This is a genomic window from Okeania sp. KiyG1 (assembly GCF_014132355.1).
Classification (GTDB): Bacteria; Cyanobacteriota; Cyanobacteriia; order Cyanobacteriales; family Microcoleaceae; genus Okeania.
The window spans coordinates 105,081-121,890 of the sequence record NZ_BLZO01000136.1; the positions used below are offsets into that span (position 1 = coordinate 105,081).

Annotated in this window: 17 protein-coding genes and 2 pseudogenes; 6 read left to right on the forward strand and 13 right to left on the reverse strand. The window is 38.6% G+C overall.

All coding sequences use genetic code 11. The annotated features are described in order from the left end of the window. Nucleotides 1-404: 404 nt before the first annotated feature. A complete protein-coding gene (locus SAGCYANO_RS32630) occupies nucleotides 405-743 on the reverse strand; it encodes a hypothetical protein (protein WP_237396913.1) in 339 nt (112 codons plus the stop codon). Nucleotides 744-1,549: 806 nt separating this feature from the next. On the opposite strand from SAGCYANO_RS32630, the gene gnd reads away from it, so the two are divergent. Then, nucleotides 1,550-2,971: a decarboxylating NADP(+)-dependent phosphogluconate dehydrogenase gene (gnd, locus tag SAGCYANO_RS32635; protein ID WP_202223869.1), complete on the forward strand. Its 1,422-nt coding sequence runs from the start codon at nucleotides 1,550-1,552 to the stop codon at nucleotides 2,969-2,971. Between the two features lie 310 nt (nucleotides 2,972-3,281). On the opposite strand, the gene SAGCYANO_RS32640 is transcribed toward gnd, so the two are convergent. Beyond that, the gene (locus SAGCYANO_RS32640) at nucleotides 3,282-3,494 is read right to left on the reverse strand and encodes a hypothetical protein (protein WP_202223870.1); all 213 of its coding nucleotides are present in this window, start codon (nucleotides 3,492-3,494) and stop codon (nucleotides 3,282-3,284) included. 1,007 nt (nucleotides 3,495-4,501) lie between these two features. Between SAGCYANO_RS32640 and SAGCYANO_RS32645 the strand changes: the two genes are divergently transcribed. Further along, a complete protein-coding gene (locus SAGCYANO_RS32645; protein WP_202223871.1) occupies nucleotides 4,502-4,699 on the forward strand; it encodes a hypothetical protein in 198 nt (65 codons plus the stop codon). Continuing rightward, a complete protein-coding gene (locus SAGCYANO_RS32650; RefSeq protein ID WP_202223872.1) occupies nucleotides 4,665-4,940 on the forward strand; it encodes a hypothetical protein in 276 nt (91 codons plus the stop codon). The genes SAGCYANO_RS32645 and SAGCYANO_RS32650 overlap by 35 nt, the downstream gene beginning before the upstream one ends. Nucleotides 4,941-5,065: 125 nt before the next feature. Here the strand turns inward: SAGCYANO_RS32650 and SAGCYANO_RS46120 are convergent, their stop codons facing one another. The 5 genes from SAGCYANO_RS46120 to SAGCYANO_RS32665 all read right to left on the reverse strand — a co-directional run bounded on the left by SAGCYANO_RS46120 (nucleotide 5,066) and on the right by SAGCYANO_RS32665 (nucleotide 8,221). Then, nucleotides 5,066-5,374 carry a transposase gene (locus SAGCYANO_RS46120; RefSeq protein ID WP_237396914.1) on the reverse strand — a complete coding sequence of 103 codons (309 nt, stop codon included), beginning with the start codon at nucleotides 5,372-5,374 and terminating at the stop codon, nucleotides 5,066-5,068. 107 nt (nucleotides 5,375-5,481) lie between these two features. After that, complete coding sequence (locus tag SAGCYANO_RS46125) at nucleotides 5,482-5,991, reverse strand: transposase (RefSeq protein WP_237396923.1); 510 nt, start codon at nucleotides 5,989-5,991, stop codon at nucleotides 5,482-5,484. Nucleotides 5,992-6,026: 35 nt separating this feature from the next. Further along, nucleotides 6,027-6,263 carry a helix-turn-helix domain-containing protein gene (locus SAGCYANO_RS46130; RefSeq protein WP_237396915.1) on the reverse strand — a complete coding sequence of 79 codons (237 nt, stop codon included), beginning with the start codon at nucleotides 6,261-6,263 and terminating at the stop codon, nucleotides 6,027-6,029. A 224-nt stretch (nucleotides 6,264-6,487) separates the two neighbouring features. After that, nucleotides 6,488-7,660 (reverse strand): molybdopterin-synthase adenylyltransferase MoeB, encoded by a 1,173-nt coding sequence (moeB, locus tag SAGCYANO_RS32660; RefSeq protein WP_202223873.1) that lies wholly within the window; start codon nucleotides 7,658-7,660, stop codon nucleotides 6,488-6,490. A gap of 105 nt (nucleotides 7,661-7,765) precedes the next feature. Further along, nucleotides 7,766-8,221 (reverse strand): M67 family metallopeptidase, encoded by a 456-nt coding sequence (locus SAGCYANO_RS32665; protein WP_202223874.1) that lies wholly within the window; start codon nucleotides 8,219-8,221, stop codon nucleotides 7,766-7,768. Between the two features lie 218 nt (nucleotides 8,222-8,439). On the opposite strand from SAGCYANO_RS32665, the gene SAGCYANO_RS32670 reads away from it, so the two are divergent. Then, nucleotides 8,440-8,895 carry an IS607 family transposase gene (locus SAGCYANO_RS32670; protein ID WP_237396916.1) on the forward strand — a complete coding sequence of 152 codons (456 nt, stop codon included), beginning with the start codon at nucleotides 8,440-8,442 and terminating at the stop codon, nucleotides 8,893-8,895. Next, nucleotides 8,801-10,000, forward strand: a complete 1,200-nt coding sequence (locus tag SAGCYANO_RS32675) for an RNA-guided endonuclease TnpB family protein (RefSeq protein ID WP_202223875.1) — start codon at nucleotides 8,801-8,803, stop codon at nucleotides 9,998-10,000. Before SAGCYANO_RS32670 ends, SAGCYANO_RS32675 begins: the two co-directional genes overlap by 95 nt. Before the next feature lie 25 nt (nucleotides 10,001-10,025). On the opposite strand, the gene SAGCYANO_RS32680 is transcribed toward SAGCYANO_RS32675, so the two are convergent. Continuing rightward, nucleotides 10,026-10,346 (reverse strand): hypothetical protein, encoded by a 321-nt coding sequence (locus SAGCYANO_RS32680; protein ID WP_202223876.1) that lies wholly within the window; start codon nucleotides 10,344-10,346, stop codon nucleotides 10,026-10,028. Between the two features lie 457 nt (nucleotides 10,347-10,803). Between SAGCYANO_RS32680 and SAGCYANO_RS32685 the strand changes: the two genes are divergently transcribed. Beyond that, on the forward strand, nucleotides 10,804-11,310 hold the full coding sequence (locus SAGCYANO_RS32685; RefSeq protein ID WP_202223877.1) for a DNA-binding protein: 507 nt from the start codon (nucleotides 10,804-10,806) through the stop codon (nucleotides 11,308-11,310). A gap of 428 nt (nucleotides 11,311-11,738) precedes the next feature. Here the strand turns inward: SAGCYANO_RS32685 and SAGCYANO_RS32695 are convergent, their stop codons facing one another. The 5 genes and pseudogenes from SAGCYANO_RS32695 to SAGCYANO_RS32715 form a co-directional block, all read right to left on the reverse strand. Continuing rightward, a complete protein-coding gene (locus SAGCYANO_RS32695) occupies nucleotides 11,739-11,900 on the reverse strand; it encodes a hypothetical protein (RefSeq protein WP_202223879.1) in 162 nt (53 codons plus the stop codon). Between the two features lie 776 nt (nucleotides 11,901-12,676). Continuing rightward, complete coding sequence (locus tag SAGCYANO_RS32700; RefSeq protein WP_202223880.1) at nucleotides 12,677-13,996, reverse strand: four-carbon acid sugar kinase family protein; 1,320 nt, start codon at nucleotides 13,994-13,996, stop codon at nucleotides 12,677-12,679. A gap of 321 nt (nucleotides 13,997-14,317) precedes the next feature. Beyond that, complete coding sequence (locus SAGCYANO_RS46135) at nucleotides 14,318-15,355, reverse strand: transposase (RefSeq protein WP_237396917.1); 1,038 nt, start codon at nucleotides 15,353-15,355, stop codon at nucleotides 14,318-14,320. Then, a pseudogene (locus tag SAGCYANO_RS32710) lies at nucleotides 15,258-15,885 on the reverse strand (IS607 family transposase). The gene SAGCYANO_RS46135 and the pseudogene SAGCYANO_RS32710 overlap by 98 nt, the downstream one beginning before the upstream one ends. Before the next feature lie 737 nt (nucleotides 15,886-16,622). Next, a pseudogene (locus SAGCYANO_RS32715) lies at nucleotides 16,623-16,810 on the reverse strand (hypothetical protein); the annotation flags it as partial.

Below are 16,810 nucleotides of genomic sequence, written 5' to 3' on the forward strand. Positions count from 1 at the left end.
TAGTAGGGGCGAACAGCCGTTCGCCCCTACAGATGGTGTATAATTTCCTTTTTTGCGTAAGTCCTGATTAATTTTTTCCGCCTACTCTCTACTCTCTACTCCCTCTTTTCTAGAGATATCTATTGATTGAACTGGGGACAAATTACCTGATGATATCAGCTATTATTACCTCAGCTCCAATTACAAAGAAAGAGGATGTATTTTGGTTTCTTTCCTACTCACAGCTTTTCCAACTTCAGGTCTCCCCTACTCCCCTGCTCCCCTACTCCCCTGCTCCCCTACTCCCCTACTCCCCTACTCTCCTACTCCCTACCCCTGACCAGTTAAAGCATCTGCAAATGGATCGGGCAAAGCTTCTTGTATTTCCATGTCTTCATTTTCTTCAACAGATAAATCATCACTATTTAGATTTTTTTTAAAATATTTTGGTTATTTTTGCGCCGACTAAAATCTTGTAATCTTACCAACTCCTGTTGATAAACAGAAATAATTTTTGCCAGAGACTCTGCCACTTCATTCCAACTTTCATCATCTACAATTTTTTCAGCAATACCTTGAAATAAATCTCCACTTTGGTTTTTTTGAACATACTCCCTCAATAATTTCCCAGATTTTTGTAAAGCAGCCTGATAAGCTTCTCCATCAGACCACCAAAGTCCGGGTTGATTCAATAACCAAGTCAAAATATATTCCTGAGCGTGTTGCTCTTTTACCCAATTAGCAAGATACTTTAATTCATCCATAAATTACCTCTTGAATCATACCAATTATCAATACCAATACTATGTTTAATTTAGACTTTCAAATAAATATTTTATCACGCTTGGTATAAGACTGAATGTAAGCATTCAGCTAGCTGTTACCGAATAATTAAGGTTTAAAGCCTCTCCTTATAAAGGAGAAACAAGCGGTCGAGGGATGGCGAAGTCTCCTCGCTGTCCGACCATCGACCAAGAGAGAAAAAATTTTCCTTTTATTCAATCCTCTGCCTTTTAGGGAGAGGTAATTATCAATTATCCATTATCAATTATCAATTATTGAACTAGCCTCCTGCGGAGGAACTGCGTTAACAGCAATAAGACCTTGTACTTAAGGACAGGGTTGAAATTAATACAGACTTTGGAGCTGACTTTTGTAGTAAGATTTTTCGTTTCTCAATTAAATATTGCTTTTATCACTTACTAAAAGCAATAGCTGATAGCTGATAGCTGATAGCTGACCGCTGTTTGCGCAGCATGACCTAGGAAATGCTTACGAATGAATTGATTTATACAGAATTATTAATCTGTATTATAAATCTACAAAAATCAAAAATAGAATCAATTCTTATCCATAAATTATCAATTACTTCTCCCTGTTCCCTGTTCCCTCTTTTCTGTTGCCTCTTTTCTGGAGAGGTCTATTAAATACGCTTTTTTTGTATCAACCTATACTTGAAATCTTAAAAAACCTTTACTAGAAAAAGTCAAAAAAAACACCTGTAATCTAAAGATTGTACTGAAAACAGTACTTAAAATTTAGTAGAGAAACTCAGGGAAGTCAAAATATTATGGGACAGCAAAAATTTGGTGTTATAGGTCTAGCCGTAATGGGAGAAAACTTAGCTCTCAACGTAGAACGCAATGGATTTCCCATCTCCGTATACAATCGCAGTAGTGATAAAACCGAGAAATTTATGGCAGAGCGGGCACAAGGTAAAGATGTCTATGCTGCCTACACTCTAGAAGATTTTGTCCAATCTCTAGAAAGACCCCGCAGAATCTTAGTTATGGTAAAAGCGGGAGGACCAGTTGATAAAGTCATCGAACAACTAAAACCTCTCCTAGACAAAGATGATATGATTATCGATGGTGGTAACTCCCTCTACGAAGATACAGAACGTCGCACTAGAGATTTAGAATCCACCGGATTAGGTTTCATGGGGATGGGAGTTAGTGGTGGTGAAGAAGGAGCCTTATGGGGACCTAGTTTAATGCCAGGGGGTACAGAGGCTTCCTACAAAGAGTTAGAAGCAATCTTAACTAAAATAGCAGCTCAAGTTGATGATGGTCCTTGTGTCACCTACATCGGTCCTGGTGGTGCTGGTCACTATGTAAAAATGGTACACAACGGTATTGAGTACGGCGATATGCAGTTAATTGCTGAAGCTTATGACTTACTCAAAAATGCTGTTGGTATTAGTAATGAACAACTCCATGAAATTTTTGCTGAATGGAATAAAACTCCTGAGTTGGAATCCTTCCTAATTGAAATTACCGCCGACATCTTCACTAAGAAAGATATTGAGACTAGCAATCATCTAGTTGATATGATTGTTGATTCTGCCGGACAAAAAGGTACAGGTAGATGGACGGTAATTAATGCTTTAGAGTTGGGTGTTGCTGTTCCAACCATTACCGCTGCTGTTAATGCTCGGATTATGTCTGGTATTAAGGATGAGCGCGTAGCTGCTTCTAAAGAATTGACAGGTCCGACTGGTAAGTATGAAGGCGATGCCAAAGTTATGATCGACAAGGTTCGCGATGCTTTGTATTGTTCTAAGATTTGTTCTTATGCTCAGGGTATGGCGTTGTTAGCTGCTGCATCCAAGGAGTTTAATTACAATCTGAATTTGGGTGAGTCGGCGCGAATTTGGAAGGGTGGTTGTATTATTCGAGCTGGCTTCTTGAATAAGATTAAGAAGGCTTTTGATGAAAATCCTGGTTTGCCTAATTTATTGCTAGCACCAGAATTTAAGCAGACTATTCTCGATCGCCAAGATGCTTGGAGGGAAGTTGTTGCTACTGCTGGTAAGTTAGGCTTGCCTGTACCTGCATTTAGTGCTTCTCTGGATTATTTTGATAGTTATCGTCGAGCAACTTTACCTCAAAACTTGACTCAAGCTCAACGGGATTATTTCGGCGCTCACACTTATGAGCGTATTGATAAAGCTCGTGGTGAGTTCTTCCATACTGAGTGGCCTACTAAGTAATTCTTTCTATCTGTTTAAAAATTAGGCGATCGCTCTTTATGCTAAATCAAATAGGAGCGATCGCTTTTAGCTATCCTTGTTTCCTAGAGTTTTGCATCTTGGTTGATTACTCCAGATATCGTTAACAAGAATAGAGCTAATTCTGAAGTCGAATTACTTTGAGATTTGCTAATGATAATTATTGAGGATTATTCTTGAGATATTTAGAAGTTAGGTAGATTACGCTCTCTATTACCTAATAACAAAATTACTAACAAGACTTTAAAAAACAACAAATTTTATCTCATTTTATGCTGACATTTGTTGCTGACTATTTGCTGGAATCATGTTTCTCGGAAAGACTTTCTAGAGATTCTAAAACTAATGGTAGTTCAGCTAAAAAATTTGTCACTATTGCTTCATCTTGATCAACTCTATGATTGCTGACAGTAATTTCTTTCTGTGATATTTGATAACTCATAAGTTGCTGATTTAAGTTTTCAGTTAATGTTAATTTCTTAGTATTTGATGTTATTACAACCATGGATTTCTCCTCAATTAATATAATTGAAGGAAGGCTTGCATATAAAAATTACTCTTCCCTTCTACTTCTATCATTACTACTTTTGGTTCTTATATGAAAAAAATGTAAAACTGTTTTACAATTATTAGGGATCGATAATAAATAATAATTTCACTTAATCAAAAAATATTTCATTTTGTCCTTTTTAAAAAACCTTAATTTATATCTAAATATTAGTTAAGTACTGGAGAGTACAAAGTTCTTCTAAAGAATGATTAGCTTTCAAGACTAAAAGTATTACTGGAAAAGGCTTACAGCACCTACAAATCTGAATAGAAAGTTTCTAACCTTTAGATAGCTGAAAGCCTTAGCTAGCAATAGTTATTCCTAGAACTTTGCACTGTCTAGTTAAGTATTGAAGCACCTTTTAGTCAAAAACTTAATCAGAGAAGAGACAGCAAATTAGAACTTACTTGGAATCAGGGTGCAAAAATCGGTAGTGCGTCAAGGAAGTGTGGGGAGGGTGGGGACCCACCCTAGCCCCTCCCCGACCGTGGAGGGGAATGTGGGGAGAGCTAAGAAAGAAAGTAGGAGGAATAATTGTTGGGTGTATATTTATTGTGCTTGTCTTGATGCCGTCCTAACTTTTTGGTCCAACAAGCTTAACAACTCGCACCCCCTTCGCAACAAAAATACGCTCAACCTTATATATATCAGTGCTGACTGATTACCAACCGCCTGCCCTACTTACTTATCCCACACTTTGGTAATGCACAACCCAAAAATCGCACTCTAAAAAACTTAACTAGCTATCAGCTTTTCCTAACAGACTGCTCCCCAAACAGATACCTAATTATATGCGCAAATTTTTAGGCTGATAGCTGTTTGCGTAGCATCCCGTAGGGAAGCGCTAATAGCTGATAGCTAGTCAAATCTCCCGCAAGAGGAACAAAAAAGCCCTGATTTTAGTTGAGAGGCTTAAAGCTAATAAAAAAGGGCTACTTCAAAAACCTTTATGGTTAGTTTTTATGGGTAAATATAAACTAGATTTACTCCCCCTAGAATTACTGTGGAAAAAATATTTAAGGCGCTTCGCTGTTGACCATTGGTATAGATTTATCAAGCAAAGATTACATTGGACATTACCTGCACTCAGTACACCTCATCAATGTGAAAGATGGAGTGAGAAACATGCCATTACTAACTTGGCAATTATGGCTGTCTAGAGATATAGTTGAAGAACATCATCTTCCTTGGCACAAGCCTCAGAAAAATTTAAGTCCAGGGAGGGTTGCACAATCAATGTTCGGACTTTTAGTCGAGATTGGAACTCCTGCTAAAACTCCCAAACCCCGTGGAAAATCTACTGGTTGGAAAACAGGTAAAATCAGAAGCAAAAGAACCCGTTATCCTGTAGTAAAAAAACGAAAAAGTCCCACAAAAAAAGCCAAAAATCTGAAAACTTAGACTCAATTTTTGGTTAATTTACCTTCTTTTTTCACCCAAAACAATCTTGGGAAATTTTGTCGTAGTCTAAACTCCAGACTCAAGCTACTGATGCACATAGTTTTTCAAGTTGATAGCAGCATTTCCTAGGTCATGCTCCGCAAACAAATCTCTATCAGTTTCAAAACCGCATTCACTACATTTGCGCTCCGCAAAGCTGCGCTAACATAAGTTCTCAAGTTTAACGGCATTTTCTGTTGATGCCCACAGTTTGAACATATTTGAGAACTTGGATAATATCTATCCGCTATGACTAATTCACTGCCGTACCATTCACATTTGTATGTAAGCTGGCGCTTAAATTCATAAAATCCACAGTCTGCTATGGCACTTGCTAGTTTATGGTGTCTTGGTGCGCGTTCCGCAAGCGAGCTGGCGTCGTCGCGGGGTCGCACCGCTTTTTCAACATTCCACTTACATTGTCATACCTCAATTACTATGGTGCTGTGATTTTTAGCTAACCACGAAGTGAGTTTATGTAGTGCATCTGCTCTGATATCAGCTACTGCTTGGTGCGCGTTCCGCAAGCGAGCTGACGTCGTCGCGGGGTCGCATCCGCTTTTTTGTGAAGTTTTGCTAATTTTTTTACTGCTTTGCGTCTGTTTTTAGAACCAATAACTTTTTTGCTGACTGCACGTTGATGACGAACTAAGTGTTTTTTGGCTTGCCTGTAGGCTTTGACGTTTCCGCTGTCGCGGACATGAAAAGCAAATTTGCTGCCATCAGAACAGGTTGCTAATGTATTTATGCCTATGTCTACACCTATAGTTTCTCCTACTTTTTCTGTTGGATCTTGTTCAAAATTGTACTTGAAACTGATGTAGCAACTATCTGCTCGTTTGGATATGGTAACGTTTTTTACTGGTACAGAGGGTAAGATTTCATAAGTTTTTACTATTCCTATTCTGGGTAATTGTATGTTGTTTCCTTGGAAAATCTTAATACTTCCTTCTAAGTAAAAGCTGTCTTTTCTACCTTTTTTCTTAAATTTTGGGAATCCACGACTCGGGATTGTTAGAAAGTTTTTAAATGCCCTCTCTAAATCCCTTAAGGCTTGTTGTGGGACCCGATCGACACCTCATAATACCAGGGATTAATTGATTTGACTTCAGCTACTAAACACTTATGCAGGGTGATGGCGCTTGGGCGTTTTTTAGTTTCTTCGTACTCAGTAATGCAAGTTGCTAATCCCCAGTTATAAGCATGACGTGCAACTCCTGCGTGTTTGGCAAGTATTGTTTTTTGTTGATTGTTAAGTTTTAACTTGGTCTTGATTGATTTCATTGGAACTGGTAAACCATGAAAAAAAGCATTTAATAACTTAGAAGAATTTAAGATACCATAGCAGATAATCAGCAGGTTTTCAAGATTTATTAAGATTTTTCCAACTTTGTCTAATTATTCGGCTTCAGTAGTTAGCCCTTGATGCCTGTTAACGGGGGATTCAAACCCCCATTATACAAGCAACTAGAAGCTGACTGCTATATAGCTGAGTGCTGAGTGCTACCTCAATATTGAGGTACAGAAGAATCTATTTCCTGACTCCAGGCAGTAATTCCACCTTTAAGATTAGTACCCTCAATACCAGCCTCCTTCAGAATACCTAACGCCTTTGCCGATCGCCCACCCATCTTACAATGAGCGATTAAACGATGACCATTCATTAATTCCTTAACCTTTGTCACACCATCACCCTGCTCAATATCTGGCAACGGTACTAACACAGACCCAGGAATCTGAGCAATCTCATATTCGTGGGGGTTCCGCACGTCAACTAAGACAAAATCATCTGCCCCACTATCCAATAATTGCTTCAAGTCTTGAACCGTCATTTCTGGAATTGCCATCTTACTTTCTGTCTCCTGTGCTTTAGCTTGAGGAATGCCACAAAACTGTTCGTAATCAATCAACTTTTCAATAACTGGCCGTACTGGATTAGGACGCAGTTTCAATTCCCGGAAAGTCATATCCAAGGAATTATAAAGTAACAATCTACCACTGAGAGTTGTACCTTGACCCAAAACAATTTTGATAGTTTCTGTCGCTTGGATAACCCCAATCATTCCCGGCAAAATTCCTAAAACACCACCCTCTGCACAGGAAGGTACCATTCCTGGAGGCGGTGGCTCTGGGTAGAGGTCGCGGTAGTTAGGTCCACCTTCATAATTAAAGACAGTTGCCTGACCTTCAAAACGGAAAATTGAACCGTAGACATTAGGTTTATCTAGAAGAACACAAGCATCATTAACCAGGTAGCGGGTCGGGAAATTATCAGTACCATCGACTACTACATCATAGGATTTGAGAATGTCGAGGGCATTTTCTGAACTTAGCCTCGTCTCGTAAAGGTCAACTTTACAGTGAGGGTTTATTTCGTGAATCCGATTTTTAGCAGATTCGATTTTTGGCTTACCCACCCAAGAGGTTCCGTGAATAACCTGTCGTTGCAGGTTGGAATGATCGACAATATCAAAATCTACAATTCCAATATTTCCAATTCCTGCTGCTGCTAGATATAACAATAGTGGGGAACCAAGACCGCCAGTACCAATACATAGAACACTGGCTGCCTTAAGACGTTTCTGACCATCTAATCCTACTTCCGGTAAAATTAAATGGCGGGAATAACGTTGATACTCTTCTGTATTTAACTGGACTTGTTCCAGATTCGGATTTAACATGGCAATTTCGGCCTAGATATTTTTCTAGTAGATAGTATTGTTTGACAAGTATGGTTAATATTTTGCCAAAATTATCTAAATTAAACCTGCAATACATCAAGTTGCCTATCTTTTAATTATTTCTTCTGATTGAAATTGATGGTTGTGGTCAAGAGACCAACAGAGAAAGTCAATAGTTTTGCCTTTTTGGACAGATAGAATGATATAGGAATATTCTGGCCAGGCGTAGGTACGGTCAAATTCTGAAGGGATGGCTGAATGGTCTGGGTGAGAATGATAAATGCCGATGATGGAGAGGTGGCGTTCTCTTCCATATTTCATTGCTTTCAGCATTAGTTCTGGGGGCATTGCATATCTTCGTTCTTCTGTAAAATCTTTTTGTTCTGGCCAATATTCATCTGCTTCTGTTTGCCAGGAATTTTCAGCAGGCCAGACTTCGATGACTGTTTTTGTCTGTTGGTTTTGCTTACCTAATATTAGACCGCAACATTCATTTGGGTAAGCTGTTTCTGCATGGGTGGAAATAGTTTGGAAGTGCGAAGGGGGGAATATTAAGGGCATTTGTTTTGAAAAGTAGGCAATAGTAAAGTAAGAAGAAAAAAAGGGTTGACTAACTATTGATAATTTGCTCACATAAGCTCCTATATGTTAATATAGAATTATGGGTTATGTTCCACTTAGGAAAGCCGTAGAAATACTTAGCTTGCATCCTAACACCGACACGCAAATATGCAGATGAAGGCAAAATCGAAATTATCAAAAACGAAGCCGGGCAAAGATTGTATAACACACAATCTTACATCAGGGGTGCAACCAGAGCTTCCCTTATTTGCTACTGCCGAGTCTCATCAGCAAAACAAAAAGATGACCTCAATAGACAAGTTGAGTTCATGCAAAACCAGTACCCAGAAGCAGAAGTTATCAAAGACATCGGCAGTGGACTCAACTTCAAACGAAAAGGTCTTAGAGCCATACTGGACAAACTTTTGCAAGGAGATCAGCTCACAATTATTGTTACCTGTAGGGACAGACTTACCAGATTTGGATTCGAGCTTATACAGTACTTGGTCGAACAAAACGGTGGAAAAATCGTGGTTCAAGGGCAAAATATCTACTGTCCAGAATCAGAAATGGTCGCCGATGTTCTCTCCATCATCCACATATTCTCCTGTAGAGTCCACGGACTTAGAAAGTACAAGCAAAAAATCAAAGAAGATTCGGATTTACCTAAATAGTGAACAAAGGCAACTACTCAGACAATGGATAGGTGTGGCTAGGTTTACCTATAACCGAACCGTTGAATATCTAATGCAACCTGATACCAAAGCTAATTGGAAAGCAATCAAAGGTGGTATCTTGAATGATTTACCTGAGTGGTCTAAACCTGTTCCTTACCAGATAAAATCCATTGCCATTCGTGATGCTTGTATAGCAGTTAGAGAAGCAAAGGTTAAGTATTCTAAGACAGGACAGGTTCAGCAGGTTAAATTCAAATCTCGTAAAAATCCTATTCAGTCTTGTTACATACCTAAGTCGGCAGTGTCATCTAAAGGTATTTACCACACTAAACTAGGTCAAATTAGATTTAGCGAACCAATTCCAGAAGCTTTTGGGGATGGTAGAATAGTTGTGCAACGAGGACAATATTACCTTTGTTTGTCAGTGGATTTACCAAAGTACAATCTGGAGAATCAAGGACGAGTTGTAGCATTAGACCCCGGAGTTAGAAACTTTTTAACCCTATTTTCAGAAAATAGTTTTGGTTGGATAGGTTCTGGTGATATTGGCAAAATCCAGAGACTTTGCTATCACTTAGATGATTTGATTTCAAGGCTAACTAAAGCTAAGTCTAAAACCAAGCAACGGATGAAAAAAGCAGCTAATCGAATGAGATTGAAAATTAGGAATCTCCCAACGGAGCTGCATCACAAAGTTGCTTTATTTTTAGTGCCTCTTTCAGAGGAGCTTCGCTTTCAAAATTTTGATGTGATTTTACTCCCAACTTTTGAAGTTTCTCAGATGACAATCAAATCAAGTAGAAAACTTAGAAGTAAGTCAGTTAGGCAAATGCTGAATTGGGCGCATTACAGGTTTGAACTTTTCTTGAAACATAAAGCTGCTGAATATCACAAAATCGTCTTAGATGTAAGTGAAGCTTATACTAGCAAAACCGTTAGCTGGACTGGTGAAATGCTGAATAATTTAGGTGGTAAAAAAGTTGTTACTGGTAACGATGGTTTTCGCCTCGATCGCGACTTAAAGGTCCCGCGTGGAATTTTGATCAAAAGCGTGGTAGAAAAATTTTCTACCGCATTGGGAGATACCCCCTCAGCAGGTTGATCTTGCTGTGCATTGTTAACAATTGTTAGCAAAATAGTATCGGATGAAATATCAATTTATTATCTTTTGAGGCAAAATATTCAGCTATTACGGCAAAATTACCACCGCGTTCAAGTTCTGCTTTTAATGTACTCGCAGTTATGCGACCTACAGTTATATGTAATTCTAAAGTTAATTCACTTCCTTCAAATGCTTCAGGCTCTAAAACAATACGGTCATTTTCACCCTTTTCATATATTTTCTGACAAGGTTTAAGTTTAACAATTGAGCAGAAAAGCCTACAACGTTTTTCCAGAAGAATCTCTTCAAGAGTCTTAATTTCATTTACCCTACAGAATTCGATCAATATTCTTGTGTATATCTGGTCAATTAATACTCTTTTTTGCCATTCAAGGGTGGTTGCTGGTATCGAACTAATTTGTTGATTAATAATTCTCGAACCTTGTTATTGTAAAATTGTTAGTATCTTTCGGTGATGCACAAAACCTGGGTCTACAATTAACTTTTCCCTTGACATCTAATCTCTTCCTATATAAATCAATACTGGAAAATCAAAAATTATTTACCAAATTAAATCCTCTATGGTTTGATGATAAATGATTATCCCAGTTTCTCCTTTATCTGCTCCGGAATAGTATAGCAATTGTCTTAAGTTCAGATTTTGGGTAATTATAAAATTTTCTACTAAAATTACTATTATAAGTCAATACTAAAAAATCAAAAAATTATTGCCAAATTAAATCCTTTGTGGTTTGATGGTTAATTGTTATCCCGTTTATTTTTAATATGTTCCGAAACAGTTTATGAAAGATACAAATACTGAACCAGATAAAGTTGGTACAACAGAAGCAGCATTTCTTTTAAATATTTCTACTGCTAGACTCAGGTTACTTTTGAGGCAAGGTCGTCTCAAAGGAGCCAGAAAAGTCAAACGGTTTTGGGTAATTCCTTTAAATACTCGAGGAATGCCAGAAATTACTCCAGGTCGTCGAGGTCCTCAAGGAACTTGGAATAAAGGATTTCGTACAGGCAATACTTTTATCCATGTGCTGCGCAAAGAAATCGACTATAACCGAGACCACGGTACATCTCTTCCAGCTATTTCTGTTAAACAAGGAGGCAAAAACCATCGCTGCCACGAAGTAGAAATTCTGGGAAATTGCAAAATAGTCTATCGTCCTCATAAACCTAACAGAAGTCAAGCAGGTGGTGCTCGCCTGTGGATTGAGGTTGAGCCTGATGTTGAAATTATTCGCAAATATTTCCCAGATGTAGAAGTGGAGGAAGACAAACCTCAAGGCTTTGGTTAGTTTTGACTGTGGTTTTTTAACTTAACTGGATTTTTATCGATATATATATAGTGTTCGGTGTTGGCTTCTTTGATTTTTAGGCTGACATTACAGATTGTTATGGAAATAATTCTGATATTTGTGACAGTACCAACCTTTCTCAAAATTATTTTTTGAGAGTAGGTGAGCGATCGCCTCTATTTAGGGCTTGCTGATTAAATTTAAAAAACTGACACAGTAAGGATTTAAGGCTTTTTAATCATAAATTGTGCCCTGTTTTCAGCTAAAATACACCAAAAATGGGCATTGTTGAAGTTAGGGATGAATCTTTGCACAAAAGGCAACCCATCTTTATACTCCTCTTTTTCTAAAACGATAATTCCAATGGGCATTCTATGTAATATCAAATCCGTTTAGTTCGGTATAAAAAAATGTTCCATCTTCAACCATTACCAATATTTCTTGTCTTGTTCTCCCCATCTCCCCATCTCCCCATCTCCCCACACTCCCCACACTCCCCACACCACTTCATCCCGCAAATAAGCAACGCCCAAAAATGACGTATCTATACTACAGGGGTCATGTACAGAAAAGTAGGCCAATATTACCACTATTATTTTCTCCTGAATTCTGTTTGCGGAGCATGACAAACGGAAATTCAGCAATTCTAACTCCTAATTTTTTTTAATACTGCATTTTGAAGTGCGGAATGTAGAATTGAACTCTTGAATTTGCAAATTTCAGATAAACCTGCAACGGCTCACACACATACGGCGATCGCTATTTCTTCATCTTCCAATTTTTAGTTAGCTCCCCCCCTTCGTCAGGCAGGGCTGTTTCATTCTTGGTTAAGGCAGAAGGGGAGCAGGGGAGAATTTTCCACCCTTTACCCTAGAAATTACCCAAATTTATCGTACTTATAATTTTGGTGATTCCATAGATTTTTCAGAAATTCCGTTGATCAGACCAACATTGTTTGGGAACTTTTCCCACCCTCCATCCCTGAAAATCCCCCGTTTTTCGTACTTATCACCCATAATATGGGTCGCGCAACCCCGCCCGGAATTGGCGCAATATTTTTGGAGAGTTGCTCAAATCCCCTATTTCCCCTCCACGGTCGGGGGAGGGGCTAGGGGTGGGTTAACTTCTGACTTCTGAGTTGTGAGTTCTGACTTCTTTAAATTCCCAAATTCCGGATATTGTGTCCCCAACTTCCTTTAATCGATTATTTACAGGACTTACGCAGCACCGCTACATCTTGTGTATAAATTGGTCATTATTCCTGATGTAACCACTATAATTAGTGCCGTTGCGTAAGTCCTGATTTATTTTACTTTGAAACAGCCCTGCTCTTGGTCAGGGAGGAAACTCAATCCTGGAAGAACTATCAACTCAAACGTTGATAAACTGTCGCCAAACCATCCACATCCCCAACATTACCAGGAAATAAAACAACAGGTAACTCAGGAAATTGAGAATGCTCTGTAGGAGTCCGCACCATCGAACAACCAGCTAATACCTGACCCAATAACCTAGCAGTAGTTAAAGCCAAACCTTTACTCAGAGTATCATTAGAAGTAATCCCACCTTTACTTATCAAAAATCCAATATCCTCCGGCAAACCCCGAACAATATCCATCAATAACTCGGAAACTGCTACACCAAACTCCAAACGCACTTGCACATTTTCAAAAGTCAACTCCTCACGACTGGTATAAACCACAGGTGTTTTCCCTTCTGCATGAACAGTATGAACTTTTTCGAGTATATTTTTGAGTAAAGTTGCTCTGTTCTCCCCAGAGTCCTCAACTAAATGAGACACATTTACTTCTACACCCACTACATCAGACTCTTGTAATAACCATTCCAACTGTTGGGTAGATTTCTTAACATGAGAACCCACAATAATTACACCTGGTTTCCCACTCCTGACATATTGCCTCATCTCCTCAGCAGCTATAGGTTGATTTCCCAAAGCAGCTAAAGAAGTTAAAATACTCGCAGCACTCCGCAATAGAAACTTTTTACCTTGACTAGCTGCTGCCAACAAATCATTAGCAAACTTGTCTAAGTCGGCTTGAGTTTCACCATCGACAACTCCACATTGATTGCCAGTCATTTTCATCAAACGTTCTAAACTATCAGAGCGAATATCATCAAGTGTAAATTTTTCTACAGTTTCAGCTTTGATTTTACCTTTGGTTTTTTCTTCCACATAATCAGGTAAATAACTATAGGTGTAGCCAAATACCGAATCTTTAGCAAATTCTGTTTCATGAACTGGCGTTTCTACACCATTAACTATTAAATAGTGGATGCTGTTGCGGGTGACTCTTCCACCTTCAAAAAATGCTGGAACTAGGAAATGAGCATCAAATGGACCAAGTTCGGCTGCTATGACATCTGTTTCTATGGGATAATGACCCCGTAGAGTAGAGTCAGAACGACTAACGACTAAAAAATCTTGGATATTTAATTGAGCGATCGCTTCGGTCAAGTTATGTGTAACTTCTCGTGTCACATTAGCTGCTTGCTCTGGAGTCAGGGCACGAGTATTGGAGAGAATAAAAAATATGGGAGATTCATCAAGTAATCCTAATTTGAGGGTTTCTATATCCCATTTAGTAAGAAGTAGACAACTATGAACAGTTTGGGAACCCGTGGGGTCATCATCTAGGACAATAATTTTTGGTTGGCTGGTAGTCATGTTTTTTTGCTCATTATCTATATAAGTCTATACCGAGATTCTCAAAAAAGTTTTTCTCAGTTTTCAGATACATCAAGCCCGGTAATTCCCGGTAAAAGTCGGGAAAACCGTTCATAGCAATGTGACAGCAGAACCATCGACATTGGCGGTATCGCGCTAACGCGCCGCAACGCTTACGCAATGCTTTGAGAAATATCCCCAAAGCGCCGTTCCAATCTCTCGGCATTGAGTGACCGCAGTGCGGACATTTAAAATGCTTTGAGCCCCCTAAGTTTTGATGAACATGGCCACCCGATCGTACAAGTTTTAGATGTATATTCCTCAGTTACATCTATTACGGTTGCGCCTCGTTTTAAACCATGAAACTTCAGAGTTTGTTTGAAACGTGATTTGTGCCCAATTTAACATTTGGCGAACTGACGCACGAGTTAAGTTTGCGTTTCTTTTTCCTGATTTGGCAACCATTTGGGATGACTCAAAAGTAGGGAGAAAGATGACACGATACTCAGTTGTTAACCATTTTGCTACTTTTTTATGGACTTCATCTATGAGGTTTCTTATCCTAATAAACAACCTATTAATTTTCTTACTTACTCGCTGTCTTTCGTATTTATTTTGACGACCTTTTAATGCGGTCTTACCAGAGATTAGTTTGTCAATATGCTGTCCCAACCTAAAGATTCTAGTAATATCGCGATTGCCTATATCAATAAACTTTTCTCCATCAAATCCCGTTAAAAAACTGCGCACACCAGGGTCTAATGCAATGATGGATAGACTGCTAGATTTTTCTGATTTAAACTCTACTGGAAATAGAGCAAACCAGCGTTTTTTGTCATAAATTAATTGAGTTTCTGCATTCCAAGATTGTTCTCTCACACAAACTTTATATGTCCCATCTTTTTGCTTTTGCTGGTATTCAACATTAATACTCGGAATTAACTCTGATGCGAATAACTTTAATCCTTTTGTTACTGATGGTAACCAAGTACCTTTTTTAAAGTCTTCGACCCTAAATTTAATTGATTGTATTCGGTCTCTAATCGAACGGAATTTTCCGCAACTTGGCTGTTTTGTCCCACTTTTACGACTAGCTTTAAATGCAGTATTAGCATCATAAATTGCGTTGACTTTAAGATGGTATGGTGATTCTTTTATCCAATCTGGTAAACTTTCATTGTTCAATACAACTTTGCGCAAATCATACTTTGAAATCAACCCATGTTTACGCATTTTAGCTATGGCTTGATTAAAGCAATATCTACTTGCTGCTAACCACTTTTTCCAAATTTGATTGAGATGTTTTTCTGGGTAAACTCTGATACGCAGAGATTTGAGATGAATACTTTCAAAGTCCATACAATCTAGCTCGAGAAACAGTGGAGGATTGAAAGGATGTCTTCAACCATTTCTCGGTTCGGGAGATTCTTCAACTCTGCTCGTGAACCAGGATTTGGCCAGAGTGTAGGGTGCAGAACCACTGGCGCAAATCGAAGCCAAATCAAAGGAGCCTGTCTTTATATGTGACCACAATACGTTTGGACATTTCCTGACATGACCCGCTCCAATATGGTAAGCATTTTTTTCCGTTTGTAATTAAGTCCTCCTCCAACTTCTTTGACAAGCTCTCCATCAGGATATTGGGATTGGAGATATTCACATTGACGCTGCAAATCTTCCTTTTGCTTTGTTGAGGAGACTCTGGCATAGAGGATGATAACCCTATCCCCGGTAGTCCCAGTTGTATATGTGGTGATGTCATATCTTCTCTGTCCCCCTGCTGTTCTGATTGCTGTAATTTTTCCTTGCTCTTCCCAGTACCGCAAGGTTCTGTCACAGACTCCCAAGATTCGGGTTGCTTCCCCTGGCGTTACATAATTTTTAGTCATTTCCTTTCCTTTCTGTTTTCATTTTCTATTCTAACAGTATTTGCCACAGTATTTGCCGGAAATTGCCAGGGATTTTAAAATATAGTCACGCACCACTATATCTATAGATATGTTTTTATTGTATTAACCAATACTATTTTGCTAAAAATTGTTAACAATACACAGTAGAACGTTCTACTGAGGGGGATATCTCCCAATTTGGTAGAACATTTTTCTACCAAACTTTTGAGCCTACATTCCACGCGCCTCGTTACATAGCGGTCAAGGCGAAAACCATCATTACCAGTAATATCATGTCCGCTTGAATACTTATATTGTAGCGGAAGAAAGGCAGAGGGGAGAAGGTAGAAGAGTTTCTTACCATTGTGACTAAATTCTATACACAAACGATGCTACCGAACATGATATAATTAGGACTTACGCATGACCTCTACTTATTGTAGGGGGTTACAGCAGTTTTCATATGAATAAACCAGAATGTTCAAACCAACCCATGGCATCATCTTCAGTAATTTGAGCGATACGGCTGACGCCACGCTCCGCGAACGCGCTTACTAATAACTCGATCCAATTTTTCTGAAGTTCGAGGCTGATAAGAACGGAGGAAATTTTTAAATTTTGACTCTTCAAATTCGGGCTTGTGACAAATCTGGAGAGTAGGCTGGTAAGAATATTAATTCGGCTCCTGCCCTTGTTAATTAATTCTTCAATTATTAGCCCTCCCGTGAATACTTAAATTATCCATCAATACAATTGCTTAAGCGCCATAATTGAGGTACTAAAATTTGCTCTACATATGTTTCAAATACATTTTTATTTGTACTACCAATTACCGCCATTGATGCTATTAAACCATCCAAGCTTAAGGCTCCTAAGACACTTTGTGTTTTACCTTTATTTCTAGGAGCATTGCTGACTACTCTCT